The sequence below is a fragment of the Streptomyces sp. RP5T genome, assembly GCF_003933965.1.
Taxonomy (GTDB): Bacteria; Actinomycetota; Actinomycetes; order Streptomycetales; family Streptomycetaceae; genus Streptomyces.
The window spans coordinates 1-18,651 of the sequence record NZ_RSAJ01000124.1 but is presented as its reverse complement, the minus strand read 5'-3'; the positions used below and the strand labels follow the sequence as shown (position 1 = coordinate 18,651).

The window sequence follows — 18,651 nt, the reverse complement described above, 5'->3', positions numbered from 1 at the left end:
CCCACACCCCGGCCGAGACCGCCACCGCGACACCGTGGCGGCGGACACGGGTGAAGCCCCCGGAGAACAATCCCGCCAACACACCACCGGCCGAGACAGCGGCGTACAGCACCCCGATGTCCGACGGGTGGAAGGTCTCGGCCGCCAGTTGCGGGAAGAGTGCCGTGGGCAGACCGAGGGACAGGGCGGCGAAGTCGCAGAGATAGACCGTCAGCAGCACCTGACGTCGCCTCACCAACCTCAGGCCGTCCGCGATCTGCCGCAGAACCGGCTCTCGCGGACCTCCTCCGTCGGCGACCGGGGGCAGGGCCGGCAGCCGCCATACCGCCCACACCGTCGCGCAGACCGCGATCGCGTCCGCCAGATACAGCGTCCGGCTCCCCACCACCGGGAGCAGCGCTCCGGCCAGCAACGGTCCGGCGATCCCGGCCGACAGCAGGACCACCGACTGCAACGCGTTGGCGGCGGACAGCAGTTCGGGCCGTACCAGGCGCGGCGTCACGGCCCGGCTCACCGTGGAGTTGGCGCCGAACAGGGCCTGCTGGACACCCACCAGCACGAGCAGCACACCGACCGACCGCAGATCCGCCCACGCCTGCGCCCACAGCAGCAAGGACGTCACCCCGATGCCGACGGTGGTCGTCAGCAGCACCCGCCGCCGGTCCCGTACGTCGGCGAGTGCTCCTCCCCACAGCGCCGCCGCGGCCATCGGGACGAGGCCCACGAGACCGGCCAGGCCCACCCACGCCGACGATCCGGAAAACTCGTAGATCTGCAACGGCACGGCGACCGCGGTCAGTTGAGCCCCGAGCCCGGTCACGATCCCCGCCGTCCACAACCGCCGGAACGCACACACGCGCAGCGGCCCCGCATCGAGCAACACCCGTTTCCCTCGCACCATGCGGCGATGCTGAGGGTTCCCCTTGGGACAAGGTCAACCGACCCGGGCGAGCACCTGCCCGGCCGGTTCCCGCGGCCGCAGCCACGGCGGCGTACGCAACTCCTCCGGCAGCGTCGTCCTGCCGCTGCCGAAAGCCCCGTTGCTCCAGACGATCACAGCCGTCCTCCTCGTCGCGCGTGCGCGGCGTGCGCGGGTGGGGCCGTGCTGCTTCGTACCACCAGGCTGGTCGGGACCAGGTCGGTGCCCGGCTGTCCGCCCTCTCCCGCGCGGATCTGCTGGAGCACCTTCTGGACGCAGCGGTGCCCCACCTCAGCGAAGTCCTGGTGCACGGTGGTGAGCGGCGGCACGAAGTACGCCGCGTCGGGGATGTCGTCGAAACCGACCACGCTGACGTCATGGGGCACGGACAGCCCTCGCTCGTGGAACGCCCGCAGCAGCCCCAGCGCCATCTGGTCGTTGGCGGCGAACACGGCCGTGCAGTCCGGCGGTTCGGCGAGCACGAGCCCGGCCGCGTAACCGGACTCCGCCGACCAGTCCCCGTACAGCGCGGGCGGCACCGGGCGCCCGGCCTCCCGGAGCACCGCGCGCCACGCCTGCGTGCGCCGCTGGCCCGCGAAGGACGCCTGCGGCCCGGTGACGTGCCACACGGTCCGGTGGCCCAGGTCGAGCAGATGCTGTACGGCCTGCCGGGCGCCGTCCGCCTGATCGGTGTCGACCACGCTGTAGCGGTCGCCGGCGTCGGAGTCCACCACGACGACATGCACCCCGGGCGGCAGCTGCACCGTCCCGGTGTCGAGGAGGTGGATCTCCATGATGACGATGACCGCGTCGACGGCCAGCTCACCCATACGGGTGAAGGCGCCCAGGACGTTGTCCTGTGTGGGCACGTCGATGGGGATCAGGGTGATCGCGTACCCCTCCGCCGCCGCGTGCGTGGCGATCGCCTCCACCGTCCGGCTGTTGCCGGTGGAGGACAGGCTGAACAGGATCACGCCGATGGTGTTGAACTGGCCGTACCGCAGGGCCCGAGCCGCACTGTTGGGCCGGTAACCCAGCTCCCGCATCGCCGCCAGGACCTGCTCGCGCGTCGAACTGATCACCCCGGGGTGGCCGTTGGAGACCCGCGAGACGGTCTGCGAGGAGACGCCCGCCCGCTTGGCCACGTCGGCCATGGACACACGCTGCTTGCGTCTGCCTCCGGGGACACCGGATCCTCCCCGCTCCACCACTGCTGCCTCCTCCGACCGCCCACGAAGTATTGCGTGCCGCACCGGATGTTACGTGTGGGAAACCTTGACGGTCGCCGAGGCGGATGCCACGATTCCGGCGCCGTCATGTTTACGTAAACATGCTGTCATTCCGAAAGGGTTTGGTCGATGCGCAAGACCCCCGTCAGCACCCGTCGCGCCGCGAGGCTGCGTGCCTCGCTCGTCGCCGTCGCGATCGCCGCGATCAGCGGCGCCACCCTCACCGGCAGCCCCGCCTCCGCCGCCGCGCCCGCCACCGACACGACCCAGTTCAAGGGCGTCAACTGGGCCGACCCGCGCGACAACTTCGCCGACGACGAGCTCCAGCTGTCGGGCCTGTCGACCTCCGACACCTACGCCCAGACGTACACCAAGGCGAGCCGCATCATCTCGGCGTTCCGCGCCAACCTCGGTGCCAACACCGTCCGGCTGCCGATCAACCCCTACACCGTCAACGGCTCCTACTGGAAGTCGTACAAGGGCGTCATAGACGCGGCGACGGCACACGGCTTCAAGGTCATCGTGTCCTACTGGGAGGGCACCGGTGACCGCAGGGACGGCTACATCGACGACGAGGCCACCTACTGGCCGATGTGGAACACCGTCGTCAAGGCCTACAAGAACAACTCCCGGGTCTACTTCGAGCCGATGAACGAGCCGCACGGCTACACCGACACCCAGTGGGCCGACATCGCCGCGAAGTGGCTGCACACCTACAAGTCCGTGCCGCGCAACCGCGTCTTCGTGAGCGGCGCCGGGTACAACGACCACGTCACGACGGTGTGCGCCGACCCGCGCCTGAAGGGCACCTACCTGTCGCTGCACCACTACGGCTTCTGGAAGTCGTACGCCACCTACGACGAGTGGGTGGCCGACCTGAAGGTCCGCATCGGCGACTGCGCGAACCGGACCGTGGCGGACGAGTTCGGCGCGCCGATGACGACCGGTCTGAACTACAACGTGAAGACCCCGGACGACAACTACGTCAACTTCATCCAGGCCGTCACCGACACCTTCCGCGAGCTGAAGATGGGCTCGGTGTACTGGCCGGGTCTGCGCACCGACGACATCTACTCGGTGCAGAAGCTCGTCGGTCCGTCGGCGCGCCCGTGGCTGGAGACCACCAACCAGACCGGCGCCGACCGCCTCGCCTGGGCCTGGGGACGCGGCAAGCCCGTCCAGGGCTGACCCCTCCCACCCCGGCCGGCCGCGGTGCCCCTCGGTGCCGCGGCCGACCGGTGTCCACGGCAACGGTTCGGACGTGGCCGACGCGCGCCCTACCCACGCCTGCCCGAGCTGCCCAGACTCCTGGACAGGGACGGACACCGGGGGAGGCCGCCGTGGCCAGGCGTCGACGGGGTACGGCCGCTCGCAGAAGGCGGGCGCGGAGGAACAGGTGGGGTGCGGGATGCGGCGCGGTGGCGCTGACCCTTCTCCTGGTTTTCTGGACGAGCGTGTGGCCGTATCTGTTGGGTTTCCTGCTGGTCGGTGCCACCGGGGCGGCCGGCTGGTGGCTGTGGCGGACGGACCGGCTCCTGCGCCGCCGGGACCGTCATAGGCGCCAGGAGGACGCGGTGCTGGCAGGCCGGCGCACCCTCGCCCAGGTGGACGTCATGACGGGGACCGAGTTCGAGGAGCTGGTCGCGGGCCTGTGCCGGCGTGACGGGTGCACCGAGGTCCGCCGGGTGGGCGGCGCGGGCGACAACGGCGCCGACGTCCTCGGGCGGCTGCCGGACGGCCGGACCATGGTCGTCCAGTGCAAGCGGTACGCGCCGAGCCGGGCGATCCCGAACCGCGAACTGCGTGATCTGCTGGGCGCCCGGGTGCACTTCTGCGCCGACGTGGCCGTCTTCGTGACGACAACGCGCTTCAGCGGCCCCTCCGAGAGCTTCGCGAGGGAGCACGACATCCTCGCCGTGCACCGCGACCTCCTCGGCCTGTGGAACAACGGAGCGTCCCTCGTGTCCCTGGCCGGGGTGAACGGCCGCGGACAGGGCGACGCCCGGCACCGGACCCGCTGGAAGCAGGCGTACGGCGGCTGAGGCCCCCATGTGCCCCGCCGGGCGCACCGGTTGAGGGAGACGCACGTCACACGCAGACCTGTCACACTCCGCCGGGCCGGACAGTCATAGGGGTGAAGCAAACGACAACGGCCGAAGGAGCACACCATGGAAGCCCGACTCAACGTCTTCACCAGCCCGCTGGCCGGCAAGCTGCTGAAGCACTTCGCCGCCGCGGGCAAGGTGGTCACGGACTCGGGACTGCCGATGACCACCCAGGAACTGGTCAAGATCCGCGCGAGCCAGATCAACGGCTGCGGGTTCTGCCTCGACATGCACACCAAGGAGGCCGCCGCCGCGGGCGAGACCGCGCAGCGCCTCCACATGGTCGCCGCCTGGCGTGAGGCCAAGGTCTTCACCGAGGCCGAGCGTGCCGCGCTGGAGCTGGCGGAGCAGGGCACCCGCCTCGCGGACGGTACTGGCGTGCCGGACGACGTCTGGGAGAACGCGGCCAAGCACTACGACGAGGAGCAGCTCCTCGCCCTGGTCTCCCTGATCGCCGTCATCAACGCCTTGAACCGGCTGAACGTCATGACCCAGCAGCCGGCCGGGGACTACGTGGTCGGTCAGTTCGGCTGAGCCGGCCGGACCGGGTGGCCGGACCGGGGGCTGCAGACCCCGGGCCCGACCTCGGTCACTCGGCCGGAGTGCGTCGGCGTCGCCGATGCGGGCCGGTCACACCTGCCGGTGCTCGATCCCCAGCAGACTCGCCGCGGCCCCGAAGTCGGCGCCGTGATGCCCCACCGCCAGCGACCAGTGGTGCCCGACCCCCGTCGCGCTCCACGCGTCCACCCACTCGCCGGGATCCCGGCCGAAGTCGACCCTGCTGGTCGTGTTGCCGATCGCCAGCAGCGGACCCGGCACGACCGTGCCCTCCGACGTGATGAACGACAGACTGCCGTCGGCGTCCTGACCCAGCCCGAGCAGGGTCACGGGGCCGTGCCGCACGTCGAACTCGACGCTGACCCCCCAGCCGCGCTTGCCGTGGTAGACACCGAGGCCGCGCAACAGCGGGTCGCGGGCACTGAGCGCGAGATGGGCCGGCCCGTCGTGGCCCATCTCCACCACGCCGTCCTCGAAGTTCAGCGCCTGGATCTCCGTGAAGGAGCCCCCGGCCCCGACACTCTGCGAGGCCAACTGAGCCAGACTGGTGCGCAGTTCGAACTCACCGGCCGCCGGTACACCCCGGGCTGTCAGCAGCGAGGCGCCCAGGATCATGCCGGCGCCGAGCCGCTCGTGCTGCTCACCGTCGAGCCCGCGATGGTAGTACGCGAGAGTGTCGAGCCCGAAGTCCTCCACCAGCCGGTCGAGAGCCACCGACACGGTCGCGCCCCAGGCGAAGTCCTCGTCGACCACGCTCTCGTCGACGACGAAGATCCGCCGGGCGAGCTCCACCCGCTCCCGGGTCTCCGCCTCGGTCACCTTCTCCACCCGGTGCCGTAGATCGTCGAACTCCAGCACCTCGACGTGCGAGCCGAACGTCGCCGACAGCAGCGTCGGATCGGTCTGCACGTCGAGCATCCCGGGATACACGTGCCCCATGAGCCCGTGCCGGGCGTGCCGGAGCGCGGCCCGGACGTGCGCCGCGCGCACCCACCGCTCGATGCGCCGCCACGCCGACTCCTGCCGCAGCCAACCCGACACGGACCGGAAGGGGATGCCGGCCCGGCGGAAGACGTTGCCGACCTCCGGCACGGAGCACTGCGAGCAGTACGCCAGCCAGTCGCCCGTGTCGAAGGAGGCGTGGTCCATCCGCTCGGACGGCTGGAGGTCGACGACCAGCACCGGGGTGTTCGTGCGCTGCGCGATCGGCAGCACCATCGACGAGGTCAGATAGGTCGTCAGGAACAGCACGATCAGATCGCAGTCCGCCCGCCGCAGCCGCTCGGCGGCCGCCGCGCCCTCCTGCGCGTCGGAGACGAACCCGGCGTCGGCCACCTCCGTGTCCAACTGCGCCAGCCGCTCGGCGACATGGGCCGCGGACTCCTTCAACTGCGGCAGCAGACCGGGGAACTGCGGCCAGTAGGTGCCGAGGCCGCCGGAGACCAGCCCGACCCGCGGGCGGCGCCGGGTCACGGGTGGGAGCAACTCGCCCAGTCCGGCCTCCCGTTCACCGGCGTACGTCGTGGTGGATTCGGTCGTCGCCATGGTCGGCGCTCCTTCGGGATTCGGTTCAGGTCTGCCCGACCTTGAGGTCCGCCGGAGCGGTGGCGGCCGGGGACGCGCGGGGGACGAGGACACGCACGATGTAGACGCCGGCGACCGCGGACAGGGCCATGCAGCCGGTGATCACCCAGAGCAACAGGCTGGGGCTCCGGTCGAGCAGGGCGGGCGTGACGAACGCGACGCCCGCGAAGACCCCGCGCGAGACGGCGTAGGTGATCCCCTGCGTGGTGCCCCGGGTGTCGGCGGGCAGCGTCAGCTGTGACCACACCTTGTAGTTGGCCTCGCCCGCGAAGGGATAGGACAGCTGGTAGAGGACGTAGAAGACGAGGAAGCCGACGATGGCGCCCAGGGTGAGGGTGCCGATCGCGAAGGCCGCGATCTGCACGACCGTGGCGATGTAGAACATCCGGTCGCGGCGCGGTCCGTCGGCGATCCGCACGAAGGCGAGCGTCAGCAGCAGGCCGATGGGCAGACAGGCCAGGTTGATGCCGGTCGCCACGCTCTGCGAGGCACCGCTGACGGTGACCAGCAGGTACGTCGTGAACTGGCCCATGGTGTTGGCGCCCAGGCCCCAGGTGACGTAGAAGGCGAAGGTCGCGAGCATGGGGACCAGAGCGGCGCGGGTCCAGACGTTCTTCAGCGCGACGCCCTGCTCTTCTGCCGCCTCCACCGAGACCCGGTCCTGCTCCGGGTCCTGCCCGGTGGCCAGTTCCAGCCGCGAGCGCAGATGCCAGGTGAGCAGGGCGGCCACCGCCAGATGGCCGGTGATCAGCCGGGCCCCCAGCATGCCGGTGTCCGACAGGGCGAACCCCGCGAAGACCACGACGATGATGCCCAGCATCCACATGACCTGCGTGAACGCGATGAGCCGTCCCCGGGCGTGGTCGGGGGACGCGTCCGAGACCACGGCCAGGGAAGTCGGCAGGTCGGCGCCGGCCGCGAGACCGGCGAGCAGCACACCCACCAGAAGGGTGATGTCGTCGGGCGCGAGCGTGATGACGACCGCCCCGACGGCGTAACAGAGGATGTCGAGGTTGTAGAGGCGACGCCGGCCGAACACGTCGGCGAGCCGGCCGCCGACGAGGGAGCCGACGGCGATGCAGATGGTGACGATCGCGCTGATCGCGCCGGCCATCCAGACGCCCATGTCATAGGCGTCGCGGTAGATGGCCAGGTTGACGCCGATGCTCACGATGAGGGCGGCGTCGAGGTAGGACGCCATGCCGGAGAGGGTCGCGACCTTCCACAGGCGCTTCTCGATGGGCGGTTCCGGCTGGCTGGGGGCAGGCGAGGTTCGGGCCATGATGCGGCTCCGTCTGGGGAGAGGGGGTCCGAGCGGAGGGGGACGTCGCTGTTCTCGGCCGATGTCCAGCGACTATAGGAGCGTAAAAACGTTCCAACAAGACGTCATGCGGCCATCCGTGGAAACGACCTGACGGCTCCGCAGATCTGGTGAGCGCCATGGGGGTGTCCTACGGTGAGGCTGACATAAAACGTTTTTGATCCGTGAGAGTGTCCGGGCCGTACTCGGAAGGACCCATCCGTGATCTCTCCAGCCCTGCGACAGCTGTTCGACAACCCGCCCCGGGACTTCGGTCCCACCCCGCTGTGGTGGTGGTCCGGCGCAAAGGTCACCCGTGACCGTCTGGCCTGGCAACTGCGCCGGTTCGCGGACGGCGGCGTCCACAACCTCGTGGTGATCAACCTGGCCCCGGCCGGCCCGACCTTCGGCGCCCGGACCGACGACCCGGTGTGGTTCGGCGAGGAGTGGTGGGCCCGCTTCCAGGACGCCTGCGAGATCGCCGGTGACCTGGGCACCCGCCTGTGGTTCTACGACCAGATCGGCTTCTCCGGCGCCAACGTCCAGGGCGGCATCACCCGCCGGCACCCCGAGGCGGCGGGCCGCGCCCTGCGCTCACGCCCGGCGGTGGTCAGGGCCGGCACGGTCACGCTGAAGGGCACGGAGACCCTGCTCGGCGCGTACGACGGCACGGGCGCCCGCCTGCCGGTCACCGGCCCGGCGCACGTCGAGGCCCCCGACGGCACCGAGGTACGCCTGGTCCTCGCCGTACCCACGGCCTTCGACTATCTGAACCCGCAGTCCGTCGGACTCCTGTTCGATGCCATTCATCACGAGTACGACCGCCGCGTACCGGAGTACCTGGGCAACGTCATCGCCGGCAGCTTCCAGGACGAACTGCCCGCCACCAACTCCTGGACCGGCCGCTTCCCCGAGGAGTTCCGGACCCGGCGCGGCTACGACCTCCTCGACCACCTCCCCGCCCTTTTCGCCGGGGACGACTCCGACCGGGCCAGGAGGATTCGCGCCGACTACTACGCCGTCCGTGCCGAACTCACCGAAGAGGCCCTCTTCCGCCCCCTCGCCGCCTGGCACGAGGAACGCGGCCTGCTCCTGGGCTGCGACCAGAGCCACCCCGCCCGCTCCGGCTTCCCGGCCCAGTCGACGCAGCTCTACACGGACTACTTCCGCACCCACCGCTGGTACAGCGCGGCGGGCAGCGACCACCACGGCGACGCCAAGGTGCACTCCTCGATGGCCCACCTCTACGGCCACGAGCGCGTCTGGATCGAGTCGTTCCACTCCTCGGGCTGGGGCGGCACCCTGGAGGAGACCTACGACTGGCTGCTGCCCTTCCTGCGCAGCGGCGCCAACCTCTACAACCCGCACGCCAGTTACTTCGGCACCGCGGGCGGCTGGTTCGAGTGGGCGCCGCCGTCCACCGACTGGCGCCAGCCCTACTGGCGGCAGTACCCCGCCTTCTCCCGGGCGGTCGCGCGGATGTGCTCGATCCTGTCCTGGGGCACCTACAGCGCCGACGTGGCGGTCCTGCACCCGACCGCCACCATGCAGGCCCTGCTTCCCCTGGACGCTCCCGTCCAGCACTTCGGCGACGGCCGCCTCGGCGCGGCCCACGCCGAGGCCGACGAGACCCAGCGCGACTACCTGGAGCTGTGCGGCAGCAACAACTGGCTCAGGCCCGCCGTCGGGGCCCTCGACCGCCGGTCTGTCTCCTTCGACGTCATCGACGACGCCTCGATCCAGGGCGCCAAGGCCGGCGACGGGGCCCTGCGCGTCAGGGACCTCGCGTACACCACGGTCCTGCTGCCCTCCGCGAGCGTCCTGGAGCACGAGACGGCCCGACGGCTGACCGAACTGCTCGACGCCCAGGGACGGGTCGTGGTCGTCGGCCGCCCGCCGGCCCGCGCGGCCGGGCTCGCGGGCGACGACGGGGCCGTGGCCGCGCTCCTCGACCATCCCCGCCTGGAGCGGGTGGCCGACGCCGAGGCCGGTGCGGCGGCGGTGGCCGACACCGCCGGATACGCGACGGGGGAGGTTCCGCTGCTCGTCAGGAGGAAGGGCGACACGGCGGTCGCCCTGGTCACGGGCGCGTTCCCGGACGCCCGGACGCATCCGCCGGAGGGCCGCCACGAGATCGACCCCGCGCGCTACGCCCGGACCTCCTCCGTCACCGTGCGGGCGCCGGTCGCCGAGGCCGAGATCTGGGACCCGGCGACCGGCACCCGCCGCATGGGGCGCGTCACCGTCACCGACGGCGTCTCGACCATCGAGGTGCCGTTGGAGGGCGCCCCCGCCGCCCTCGTCGTATGGCGTGAGGGTCCGTCCGCGGAGGCCGTGCCCCCCTCGCCCGCGCGGCCGACGGAGTCGATCGACCTGTCGGCCGGCTGGGAGGGCCGCCTCGCGCCCACCATGGACAACACCTGGGGAGACCTGGCCCTGCCCGCCGGATCGTCCCTGTGTGAACCGCAGATCTGGACCATGGGGTGGACGGAGACCGGGGACTCCTGGCAGCCGGTCAGGGCCACCTACGGCAACCGCGTCCGCGTGCTGCCCCCCGTGCCCTCCGCGCAGGCACCGGCGCCCCTGGACCCGGCGGCCGTCGAACAAGTCCTGTCCGGCGAACAGGAGTTGGCTCCGGCGGAGTGGGATGTCTCGCTGTACTCGTCGAGTCGTGGCATCCCCGACCCCGACGGGGTGCTCGGCAACAAGGGCCTGGTGCCGGAGGAGTTCGTGCGGGTCCCGGTGCCCGTGCCCGGGACCCTCGCCCGGGTCAGGACCGTCGTGGAGACCGGTCACCATGGGCCCGCCGACCTGCACGTCGGCGCGGCGGCGGTCAAACGCGTGTGGTGGAACGGCCGTCGGCTGGACACCGGCGGCGGCTATCTCGCGTCGGCCCGGGTGGAGGTCGAACGGGCCCGCAACGTGCTGGAGTACGAGCTGTCCGACGCCCTCGACCGCCCGCAGATCATCTCGGGAGCCGCCGACACCCCCCTGGGCAGCTACTTCTGCCTGTCCCACCCGGACGCCTTCACCCGGCGGCCGCTGTTCATGCGCCTGCCCGACGGCGTACGACCGGACGGCAGCGTGACCTACCGCGGCCGGATCAGCGTCCCGGGCCGGGAAGTGGGAGCGCCCGCGGTCCTCGTCGTGGGCGCCGCGGTCGGTGTGACCGTGCTGCTCGACGGAGCCGTCGTCGCACGGCAGGAGAAGGCCGAGTACTACGAGTCCGACTGGGGCGCGGTACCGATGTTCTTCCGGCACGAACTGACCCTGGAGGGCGGCGACCACGTCCTCGACCTGGTCGCCGACAGCGTCGACGCCCGGGACGCCTTCTACGTCGACCTCGTGGCGGACACCACCGCCCTCGTCAGCGGCCCGGGCTGGGAGGCCGGGACCGGGCAGTGGCACGGCTCGACCGTCGAACACGAGGGCCGCTGGGGGGAGTTGCAGCACTGTGCCGCCGCGGTACGGCCGCATCCGCTACGCGGTGCCGAGTGGCTGGCCGGCGCCCCGGTGCTCGGCTCCTCCGCACTGCCCCTGCGGTCCACCGACTGCCTCCGGGAGGCGGAACAGCGTTTCCGCTTCACCCTGCCGGCGGGAACCGTGTCACTCGATCTGCCACTGGAGCTTCCGGCACGGGTGAGGATCGAGGGCGGCCCCGAACATGAGCTGCACCAGCAGGAGTTGCGGCTCGATCAGCCGCTCGACAAGGCGGCCGAGTGCGAAGTCGTCACCGCGCCCACGGCCGTTCTGCGCGGCGGCTCCGCCTGGCGGGGGCCGGTGCGGGTGCGCACGGTACCGGCGCCCCTGCCGCTGGGGGAGTGGGGCGAGCTGGGGCTCGGCGGCTGGAGCGGGGGCGTGACCTACGCGCGGACCCTTCAGGTGCCGGCCGGACCGGACCCGGTGCTGGATCTGGGGCGGGTGCGCGGCAGCGTCGAGGTGCGGGTGGACGGCGAACTCGTCGGCGAGGCGTTCTGTGCGCCGTACCGCTTCGAGCTGCGCGGGAGCGCCGGGCGTACCGTCCGCCTCGACGTGACCGTCCACAACACCCTGGCCCCGTACCTCGCCGAGGCCACTCCCACCGCCTGGGCCTTCCCCTCCCAGCTTCCCTCGGGGCTGCTCGGGCCGGTGCGGCTAGAAAGGCGCGTCTGAGGACGTCCGGGTGGAGTCCCGCAGGACCAGTCCCGGTGCGAACACCCTTGCCTCGTGGGCGTGTTCCGCGCGGGCCTCCACCTCGTCCAGGAGCATCTCGACGGCCGCCCGGCCGAGTTCCTCGACCGGTTGGCGGACCGTCGTCAGGGTCGTGCCCACGAAACTCGCGATGTCCAGGTCGCCGTAGCCGACCACCTGCACGTCCTCCGGGACCTTCACACCGCGTTCGCCCAGTGCCCGGCACAGGCCCGCGGCGAGGAAGTCGTTGGTGCAGAACACCCCGTCCGGCAACTCGTCGAGGCCCAGGGCGATCTCGCTGCCGTACGCCACCGTCATCTCCTCGGCGACGACCTGGCCGAGGCGGGCCTCGCGCCGGGTGCGCACGGCCTGGCGGGCGCCCTGGTAGCGGTCGGCGCACTGACGGATCGTGCGCTCGCCGTTGACCACGAGGATGTCGCGCGCCCCGCGCTCGAGGAGGTGCTGCACGGCGATGCGGCCGCCGGCGATGTCGTCCACCGAGACCGAGCAGCCCTCCTGGGCGGGCATCGCGCGGTCCGCCAGGACCAGCGGGATGCCGCGCTCGCGCAGCCGTGACAACCGGGTCGGGTCGGCGCTGAGCGGGACCACCACCGCGCCGACCGCCCGCTGTTCGGCGAGCATGGTGAAGTAGCCCTGCTCCCGCTCGGGGGCGTCCCCGCTGTCGCACAGGACGAGGGCGTAGCCGTGCTCGTAGGCCGCGTCCGCGGCGCCGCGCGCGATGCGGGAGTAGAACGAGTTGGCCACGTCCGGCAGCACCAGGCCGATCGACGACGAGTGTCCGGTGCGCAGCCCGGCGGCTCCCGGATGGGGGACGTAGTCGAGTGCGGCGACCGCGTCACGGACCCGGGCCGCGGTGCGGGCGTTGACCCGCTCGGGCCGGTTCAGGACGTTCGACACGGTGGAGACCGAGACGCCGGCGGCGGCCGCGACGTCCTGGATACGGGCGGGGCGAACCGAAATGACGTCCACCCCCTCGCTGTTGCAGCCGTACGACCAGGAAGGACGCGGTCCTCGTACGCACTTCCAGATGGGCGACGCAAGTCTACCCCGGCCATGGTTGGAACGTTTTCCGCACGTTGGCTGCCGCGGGAGCGGCACGGCCTTGAAGGCCGTCGTCCCCGACGGCCAGTTGTGCGGCGATGTCGACTTCGGCTGAGCCGCATGGAAAAACCGGTGAACCTGCACACCGTTCACCGCTCGGCCACGCCGAAACTGAACCGTAGTCATGGTCACGCCGACGCACGGCTTTTTGGTGGTGGAGTGTCCGTCTTGGGAACCTCACGGCCATGAAGGCGCGGGAACCGCTCCAGCAAATCCTGTGAAGGAACAGGGGGATCGGGTGACCGTGTTGCGACGCCGGTGAAGGCGGCAATGGCATCCCGCGCCTGCGCACGTCCGGCTGACTGGCCGTGTCCATGCCCGGCGTGCTTCCATCCGGTGTCCCACCTCCTTGAGGATTGCTCATGCGAAAGGAACCGCGCGCCATGAACGTCACCCCCCACATCGAGGCCGTCCAGCTCGACGACGCCGACCTGGACAACGTCTCCGGTGGCGTCGCCGCCGCGACCGCTGCCGGTGTCCACCTCCAGGTGGCGCACCTCGAGGTCTGCGCCGACGCCGGTGCCTTCGTCTCCGCCGAGGGTGTCGCGCTCGGCGTCAACGCCCACGTCGGCGTGAACTGACCGCACGCCTGCCACGGGCCCCGGATCATGCGATCCGGGGCCCGTCGTGCTTTTCGGGTGTCCTTCGCGGTCCCCTCGGTGCGGACGGTGAGGCCCGACGGCCGGCGCGATGCCATGCTGGCAGCCCCGGAGCGTTCCTGGAGGCCCTCATGCACGAGCAGCCGTCCCTTCTCGCCGCGCTGGTGTCCGCCCTGCGGGCCGGTTCGATCGAAGTCGTCGATCTCACCTCGCCCCTGTCCTCGTCCACCCCTGTGATCCAGCTGCCGCCGCAGTTCGGCCAGACGGCGGTGTTCGAACTCGAGGAGATCAGCCGGTACGACGACCGCGGACCGGCCTGGTACTGGAACAACTTCCGCAGTGGGGAGCACACCGGCACCCACTTCGACGCCCCGAACCACTGGGTGACCGGCAAGGACCTCGCCGACGTGGCGTCCGTCCCACCGCAGCGGCTCATCGCCCCGGCCGTCGTACTGGACTTCACCGCCGAGGCCGCCAAGGACCCCGACTTCCTGGTGGAGGTGGACCACATCAAGACCTGGGAGGCACACAACGAGGCGCTGCCCGAGGGGGGTTGGCTCCTTCTGCGCACCGGCTGGGACGCCCGCTCGCACTCCCAGGAGGCCTTCCTGAACGCCGACGAGAGCGGCCCGCACACTCCCGGGCTGTCCCCGGAGTGCGCCCGCTGGGTGGCCGAGGAGTCGCCCGTGCTGGGGCTCGGCGTGGAAACGGTCGGCACGGACGCCGGGCGCGCGCACTCCTTCGACCCCGCCTTCCCCTGCCACTCCCACTTGATGGGCAGCGGCAAGTACGGCCTGACCCAGCTCCAGAACCTCGGCGCGCTGCCCGCCACCGGCAGCGTCGTCGTCGCCGGGCCGCTGCCCATCGTCACGGGCTCCGGCGCACCGGCGCGCGTGCTGGCGCTGGTGGAGCGGTCATGAAGGTGGCGGAGGCCGTCGGACGGGCCCTGCACCGGGCCGGGATCGAGCAGGTCTTCGGCGTCGTCGGATCCGGGAACTTCCATCTGACCAACGCCCTGGTCGCGGCCGGCGCGCACTTCGTCGCCGCACGCCACGAGGGCGGCGCGGCGACGATGGCAGACGCGTACGCGCGGGTGAGCGGCACGGTGGCCGCCGTCAGCGTCCACCAGGGGCCAGGGCTGACCAACGCGATGACGGGGATCGCCGAGGCCGCCAAGAGCCGCACACCGCTCGTGGTGCTCGCGGCCGAGGTCACCCGGCCGACCTCCAACTTCTACGTCGACCAGGACGCGCTGGGCACGGCGGTGGGCGCGGTGCCGCTGCGGATCACCTCGGCCGGGGAGGCCGTGGAACAGGCCTGCGCGGCGGTGCGGCGGGCCCTGCACGAGCGGCGCACGGTGTTGCTCAACTTGCCCCTGGAAGTACAGGAGTCGGAGGCACCCGAGGGAGCCCTCGCCCAGGCGGCCCCCCCGCCGCCCCGTCCGGCCGTCGAAGCGGCCGCCTCCGAAGTCGCGGCCCTGACAAGGGTGTTGGAAGAGGCCCGGCGCCCGGTCTTCGTGGCCGGCCGCGGCGCACGCTCACCCGCCGCCCGGGACGCCCTCGAAGCCCTCGCGGAACGCTGCGGCGCCCTGCTGGCGACGTCGGCCGTGGCGCGCGGCCTGTTCCACGGCAACCCCTGGTCGCTCGACGTGTCCGGAGGCTTCGCCTCACCCCTCGCGGCCGAACTCATCGGCGGCGCGGACGTGATCGTCGGCTGGGGCTGCGCGCTGAACATGTGGACCATGCGGCACGGCTCCCTGATCGGCGCGGGCACGACCGTGGTGCAGGTCGACGACGACCCCGCTGCCCTCGGCGCGCACCGGGAGGTGCGGCTGGGGATCACCGGCGATGTCGCACACACCGCCCGGCACGTCCTCGCCGCCTCCCGCGGGCCACGGCAGGGCCTGCGCACCCCCGACGTCGCCGAGGCCCTCGCCACCCGCCTGCGCTGGCGCGATGTGCCGTACGAGGACACGAGCACCCGCGAGCGGATCGACCCCCGCACCCTCAGCATCGCGCTCGACGACATCCTCCCCGCGCAGCGGGTGGTCGGCGTGGACTCCGGCAACTTCATGGGCTACCCGAGCATGTTCCTTTCGGTGCCCGACCAGGACGGCTTCTGCTTCACCCAGGCCTACCAGTCGATCGGCCTCGGCCTCGCCACCGCGATCGGCGCGGCCCTGGCCCGTCCGGACCGGCTGCCGGTGGCCGCGCTCGGCGACGGGGGCGCGCTGATGGGCGCCGCCGACCTGGACACCGTACGGCGGCTCGGGCTGCCCATGGTCGTCGTCGTGTACAACGACGACGGCTACGGCGCCGAGGTGCACCACTTCGGCCCCGGCGGGCACCCGCTGGACACGGTCGAGTTCCCGCCGACCGACATCGCGGCCGTGGCCCGCGGCTACGGTTTCGAGGCGGTGACCGTGCGGACGCCGACGGATCTCAAGGCCGTCGAGGACTGGGTCACCGGACCGCGCTCCGCCCCCCTGTTGATCGACGCCAAGGTGGTGCGGGACCGCGGGGCGTGGTGGCTGGAGGAGGCGTTCCGCGGGCACTAGACCCGTCAAAAAGCAGGGGCGGGAGCGGCCCGCGATGTGCCAGCCTGGCGGGCCCGACGACCAGGGAGCACGGATGACGCCAGGACCTCGACCAGGGCGTGTTGCGAAAGTCCCGCCTGCCTCGCGACGCCATGCACGCGCCCCCATCCTCGAACCTGCTGCGCAGGGCTCGGACGGGGGACCCCCTTCGCCGCACCGGGCGAAAGCCCAAGTACATCCAGTACGAGGGCTTCCGCCCGGCACGCCGAGAGCACGCACCTGACGCCGCGAGGCCCGCCCTTCGGGCGAACGACGGGACTTTCGCAACACGCCCTAGCTCCGCTGCTGGACCAGTTCGACTGGTCCTGCGAGCGGCTGTCCGGCCGGCTCGCCGGGCCGGTCATGGACAGCGGCGACGGCTCGCGGACCCCGGTCGGGGCGATGACCGACGAGGAGTACCTCTGGGAGCCGGTGCCCCGGTGCTGGTCGGTCCGGCGGCGTACGGACGGACCCGGGGCGCGGGCCGCTTTCCTGACCGGGACCGGCGACTGGGGCCGGGACGCCGCGCCCCACCCGCACCCCGTTCCGCCGCCGTTCACGACCCTCGCGTGGCGCCTGAGCCACCTCAGCGAGATGCTGCTCCTGCGTGCCGACCACACCACGGGCACCCACACCCTCACCCGCGACGACTATCGCGTCAGCGGCACCGCCGCCGACGCGATCGCCGCCTTCGACGCGGCCGCCGAGGCCTGGCGCGCAGCGCTGCGCGCCACCGGCGACGGCGATCTCGACGTCGTCGGCCGCTGCACCTACCCGCACGGGAGCGACCCGGAGGAGCCCTTCCTGGACGTCGTGTGGTGGGTCAACCAGGAAGTCCTGCACCACGGCGCCGAGATCGCCCTGCTGCGCGACCTGTACCGGGAACGGCCCCGCCGCCCCGCTCCTTGAGGCGCCGCGGATCAGACCGCGGGCGCCGGATAGGTCGGGTACTCCACCCCGGTCACGTGCTGCACCACCCGGACCACCTGGCAGGAGTAGCCGAACTCGTTGTCGTACCAGAGGTAGAGGATCGCGTTGTCCCCGTCGACCTTGGTCGCGCCGGCGTCGACGATCGAGGAGTGGCGGGAGCCGATGAAGTCGCTGGAGACCGCGTCGGGGGCCGTGGTGAAGTCGATCTGGCGCTTGAGCGGGGAGGTCAGCGAGACGTCCCGCAGGTGTTCGAGGACCTCCTCGCGGGTGGTCTCACGGCCCAGGCGCAGGCTCAGGATCGCGATGGAGACGTCCGGCACCGGCACCCGGATCGAGCTGCCGGTGATCGGCGCCTTGAGCTCGGGCAGCGCCTTGGCGACGGCGGAGGCGGCGCCCGTCTCCGTGATCACCATGTTCAGCGGCGCGGAACGGCCCCGGCGGTCGGCCTTGTGGTAGTTGTCCAGCAGGTTCTGGTCGTTGGTGAACGAGTGGACCGTCTCCACGTGCCCGCGCAGCACCCCGTACTCGTCGGCCATCGCCTTCAGCGGCGGCACGATCGCGTTGGTGGTGCAGGACGCGCAGGACAGGATCTGCTCGTCCGGCTTGATGGTGTCGTGGTTGACGCCGTGCACGATGTTGGGGACGTCGCCCTTGCCCGGCGCGGTCAGCACGACCTTGTCGATGCCGGGGCGCAGGTGCTGGGACAGGCCCTCGCGGTCACGCCACTTGCCGGTGTTGTCGATGAGGATGGCGTTCTTGATGCCGTACGCCGTGTAGTCGACCTCGGAGGGGTCGTTGGCGTAGATCACCTTGATGGTGTTGCCGTTGGCGACGATCGCGCTCTCGGCCTCGTCGACGGTGATCGTGCCCTGGAACTGGCCGTGGATGGAGTCCCGGCGCAGCAGCGAGGCCCGCTTGACGAGATCCTCGGAGGCCCGCCCGCCGCCGCCGCGGACGACGATCGCGCGCAGCCTGAGTCCGTTGCCGGAACCGGCCTTCTCGATCAGCAGCCGGGCCACCAGGCGGCCGATGCGGCCGAAGCCGTAGAGGACGACGTCCCGCGGCTCACGGCGGTCGATCTTGTTGCCGCCCGTCGCGCCGGCCACGGCCTCGGCGGTGAACTCGGCCACCGACAGTCCGCGGTCGTCGGCCTGGTAGATCTCGGCCAGCCTGCCGATGTCGATCTGCGAGGGGCCGAGGTCCAGCGCGGTGAGGGCCTGGACGAAGGGCAGGGTGTCGGTGACGGAGAGTTCCTCACCGGCGATCTGCCGGGCGAACCGGTGGGTCTTGAGGATGCTGACCACCGACTTGTTCACCAGGGAACGGCTGTGCAGGAGAACCGTTACATCACGCTCCCGGTGCAGCCTCCCGATCATCGGGATCATCGATTCCGCGATCTCCTCGCGGTTCTTCCAGTCGGTGAACGAGTCGTCCTTGACAGTCACAGAATTCTCTTTCGAGCTAGGCAGCGCTCATATGCTAACCCCCTGATGTTTTGATCGATCGTCGGGGTGGCGGAGCTCACTGCCCCAGCAGCCGGGGCGGCGTGGTGTCCGGGAC

At 71.5% G+C, this 18,651-nt stretch carries 15 protein-coding genes; 8 read left to right on the top strand and 7 right to left on the bottom strand.

Annotated elements, in window-relative coordinates; genetic code table 11:
• From EHS43_RS15795 to EHS43_RS15790, 3 genes are all read right to left on the bottom strand, one after another.
• On the bottom strand, window positions 1–901 hold a 901-nt coding region (locus tag EHS43_RS15795; protein ID WP_260470549.1), incomplete at its 3' end, for an MFS transporter.
• Between the two features lie 33 nt (window positions 902–934).
• Window positions 935–1,057 (bottom strand): hypothetical protein, encoded by a 123-nt coding sequence (locus EHS43_RS47735; RefSeq protein ID WP_260470548.1) that lies wholly within the window; start codon window positions 1,055–1,057, stop codon window positions 935–937.
• Entirely contained in the window at window positions 1,054–2,130 is a 1,077-nt protein-coding gene (locus EHS43_RS15790) for a LacI family DNA-binding transcriptional regulator (RefSeq protein WP_125191406.1), read from the bottom strand. Before EHS43_RS15790 ends, EHS43_RS47735 begins: the two co-directional genes overlap by 4 nt.
• A 147-nt stretch (window positions 2,131–2,277) precedes the next feature.
• On the opposite strand from EHS43_RS15790, the gene EHS43_RS15785 reads away from it, so the two are divergent.
• The 3 genes from EHS43_RS15785 (at window position 2,278) to EHS43_RS15775 (ending at window position 4,787) form a co-directional block, all read left to right on the top strand.
• On the top strand, window positions 2,278–3,336 hold the full coding sequence (locus tag EHS43_RS15785) for a glycoside hydrolase family 5 protein (protein ID WP_125191405.1): 1,059 nt from the start codon (window positions 2,278–2,280) through the stop codon (window positions 3,334–3,336).
• A gap of 230 nt (window positions 3,337–3,566) precedes the next feature.
• On the top strand, window positions 3,567–4,190 hold the full coding sequence (locus EHS43_RS15780; protein ID WP_125191404.1) for a restriction endonuclease: 624 nt from the start codon (window positions 3,567–3,569) through the stop codon (window positions 4,188–4,190).
• A 126-nt stretch (window positions 4,191–4,316) separates the two neighbouring features.
• Window positions 4,317–4,787: a carboxymuconolactone decarboxylase family protein gene (locus EHS43_RS15775; RefSeq protein WP_125191403.1), complete on the top strand. Its 471-nt coding sequence runs from the start codon at window positions 4,317–4,319 to the stop codon at window positions 4,785–4,787.
• A 96-nt stretch (window positions 4,788–4,883) separates the two neighbouring features.
• Here EHS43_RS15775 and EHS43_RS15770 read toward each other — a convergent pair whose 3' ends face one another.
• Together EHS43_RS15770 and EHS43_RS15765 are read right to left on the bottom strand one after the other, a co-directional pair.
• Window positions 4,884–6,356 carry an L-fucose/L-arabinose isomerase family protein gene (locus EHS43_RS15770; RefSeq protein ID WP_125191402.1) on the bottom strand — a complete coding sequence of 491 codons (1,473 nt, stop codon included), beginning with the start codon at window positions 6,354–6,356 and terminating at the stop codon, window positions 4,884–4,886.
• A gap of 25 nt (window positions 6,357–6,381) precedes the next feature.
• Window positions 6,382–7,677 (bottom strand): MFS transporter, encoded by a 1,296-nt coding sequence (locus EHS43_RS15765; protein ID WP_125191401.1) that lies wholly within the window; start codon window positions 7,675–7,677, stop codon window positions 6,382–6,384.
• Between the two features lie 240 nt (window positions 7,678–7,917).
• On the opposite strand from EHS43_RS15765, the gene EHS43_RS15760 reads away from it, so the two are divergent.
• Window positions 7,918–11,847 (top strand): glycosyl hydrolase, encoded by a 3,930-nt coding sequence (locus tag EHS43_RS15760; protein ID WP_125191400.1) that lies wholly within the window; start codon window positions 7,918–7,920, stop codon window positions 11,845–11,847.
• Here EHS43_RS15760 and EHS43_RS15755 read toward each other — a convergent pair.
• Window positions 11,830–12,855: a LacI family DNA-binding transcriptional regulator gene (locus EHS43_RS15755; protein ID WP_125191399.1), complete on the bottom strand. Its 1,026-nt coding sequence runs from the start codon at window positions 12,853–12,855 to the stop codon at window positions 11,830–11,832. The two genes, EHS43_RS15760 and EHS43_RS15755, sit on opposite strands and share 18 nt — an antisense overlap.
• A 515-nt stretch (window positions 12,856–13,370) precedes the next feature.
• Between EHS43_RS15755 and EHS43_RS15750 the strand changes: the two genes are divergently transcribed.
• From EHS43_RS15750 to EHS43_RS15730, 4 genes are all read left to right on the top strand, one after another.
• Window positions 13,371–13,568: a hypothetical protein gene (locus EHS43_RS15750; RefSeq protein ID WP_125191398.1), complete on the top strand. Its 198-nt coding sequence runs from the start codon at window positions 13,371–13,373 to the stop codon at window positions 13,566–13,568.
• Between the two features lie 149 nt (window positions 13,569–13,717).
• Complete coding sequence (locus tag EHS43_RS15745; RefSeq protein WP_125191397.1) at window positions 13,718–14,506, top strand: cyclase family protein; 789 nt, start codon at window positions 13,718–13,720, stop codon at window positions 14,504–14,506.
• Complete coding sequence (locus EHS43_RS15740) at window positions 14,503–16,143, top strand: thiamine pyrophosphate-binding protein (protein WP_125191396.1); 1,641 nt, start codon at window positions 14,503–14,505, stop codon at window positions 16,141–16,143. Before EHS43_RS15745 ends, EHS43_RS15740 begins: the two co-directional genes overlap by 4 nt.
• A gap of 381 nt (window positions 16,144–16,524) precedes the next feature.
• On the top strand, window positions 16,525–17,070 hold the full coding sequence (locus tag EHS43_RS15730) for a DinB family protein (RefSeq protein WP_125191394.1): 546 nt from the start codon (window positions 16,525–16,527) through the stop codon (window positions 17,068–17,070).
• Between the two features lie 11 nt (window positions 17,071–17,081).
• On the opposite strand, the gene EHS43_RS15725 is transcribed toward EHS43_RS15730, so the two are convergent.
• Complete coding sequence (locus tag EHS43_RS15725; RefSeq protein ID WP_125191393.1) at window positions 17,082–18,536, bottom strand: glyceraldehyde-3-phosphate dehydrogenase; 1,455 nt, start codon at window positions 18,534–18,536, stop codon at window positions 17,082–17,084.
• Between the last annotated feature and the right edge of the window lie 115 nt (window positions 18,537–18,651).

Coding starts and splice junctions, on each gene's coding strand:
- EHS43_RS15750 (WP_125191398.1), top strand. CDS start 13,371: ATGAACGTCACCCCCCACATCGAGGCCGTCCAGCTCGACGACGCCGAC.
- EHS43_RS15730 (WP_125191394.1), top strand. CDS start 16,525: ATGGACAGCGGCGACGGCTCGCGGACCCCGGTCGGGGCGATGACCGAC.
- EHS43_RS15740 (WP_125191396.1), top strand. CDS start 14,503: ATGAAGGTGGCGGAGGCCGTCGGACGGGCCCTGCACCGGGCCGGGATC.
- EHS43_RS15775 (WP_125191403.1), top strand. CDS start 4,317: ATGGAAGCCCGACTCAACGTCTTCACCAGCCCGCTGGCCGGCAAGCTG.
- EHS43_RS15785 (WP_125191405.1), top strand. CDS start 2,278: ATGCGCAAGACCCCCGTCAGCACCCGTCGCGCCGCGAGGCTGCGTGCC.
- EHS43_RS15745 (WP_125191397.1), top strand. CDS start 13,718: ATGCACGAGCAGCCGTCCCTTCTCGCCGCGCTGGTGTCCGCCCTGCGG.
- EHS43_RS15765 (WP_125191401.1), bottom strand. CDS start 7,677: ATGGCCCGAACCTCGCCTGCCCCCAGCCAGCCGGAACCGCCCATCGAG.
- EHS43_RS15770 (WP_125191402.1), bottom strand. CDS start 6,356: ATGGCGACGACCGAATCCACCACGACGTACGCCGGTGAACGGGAGGCC.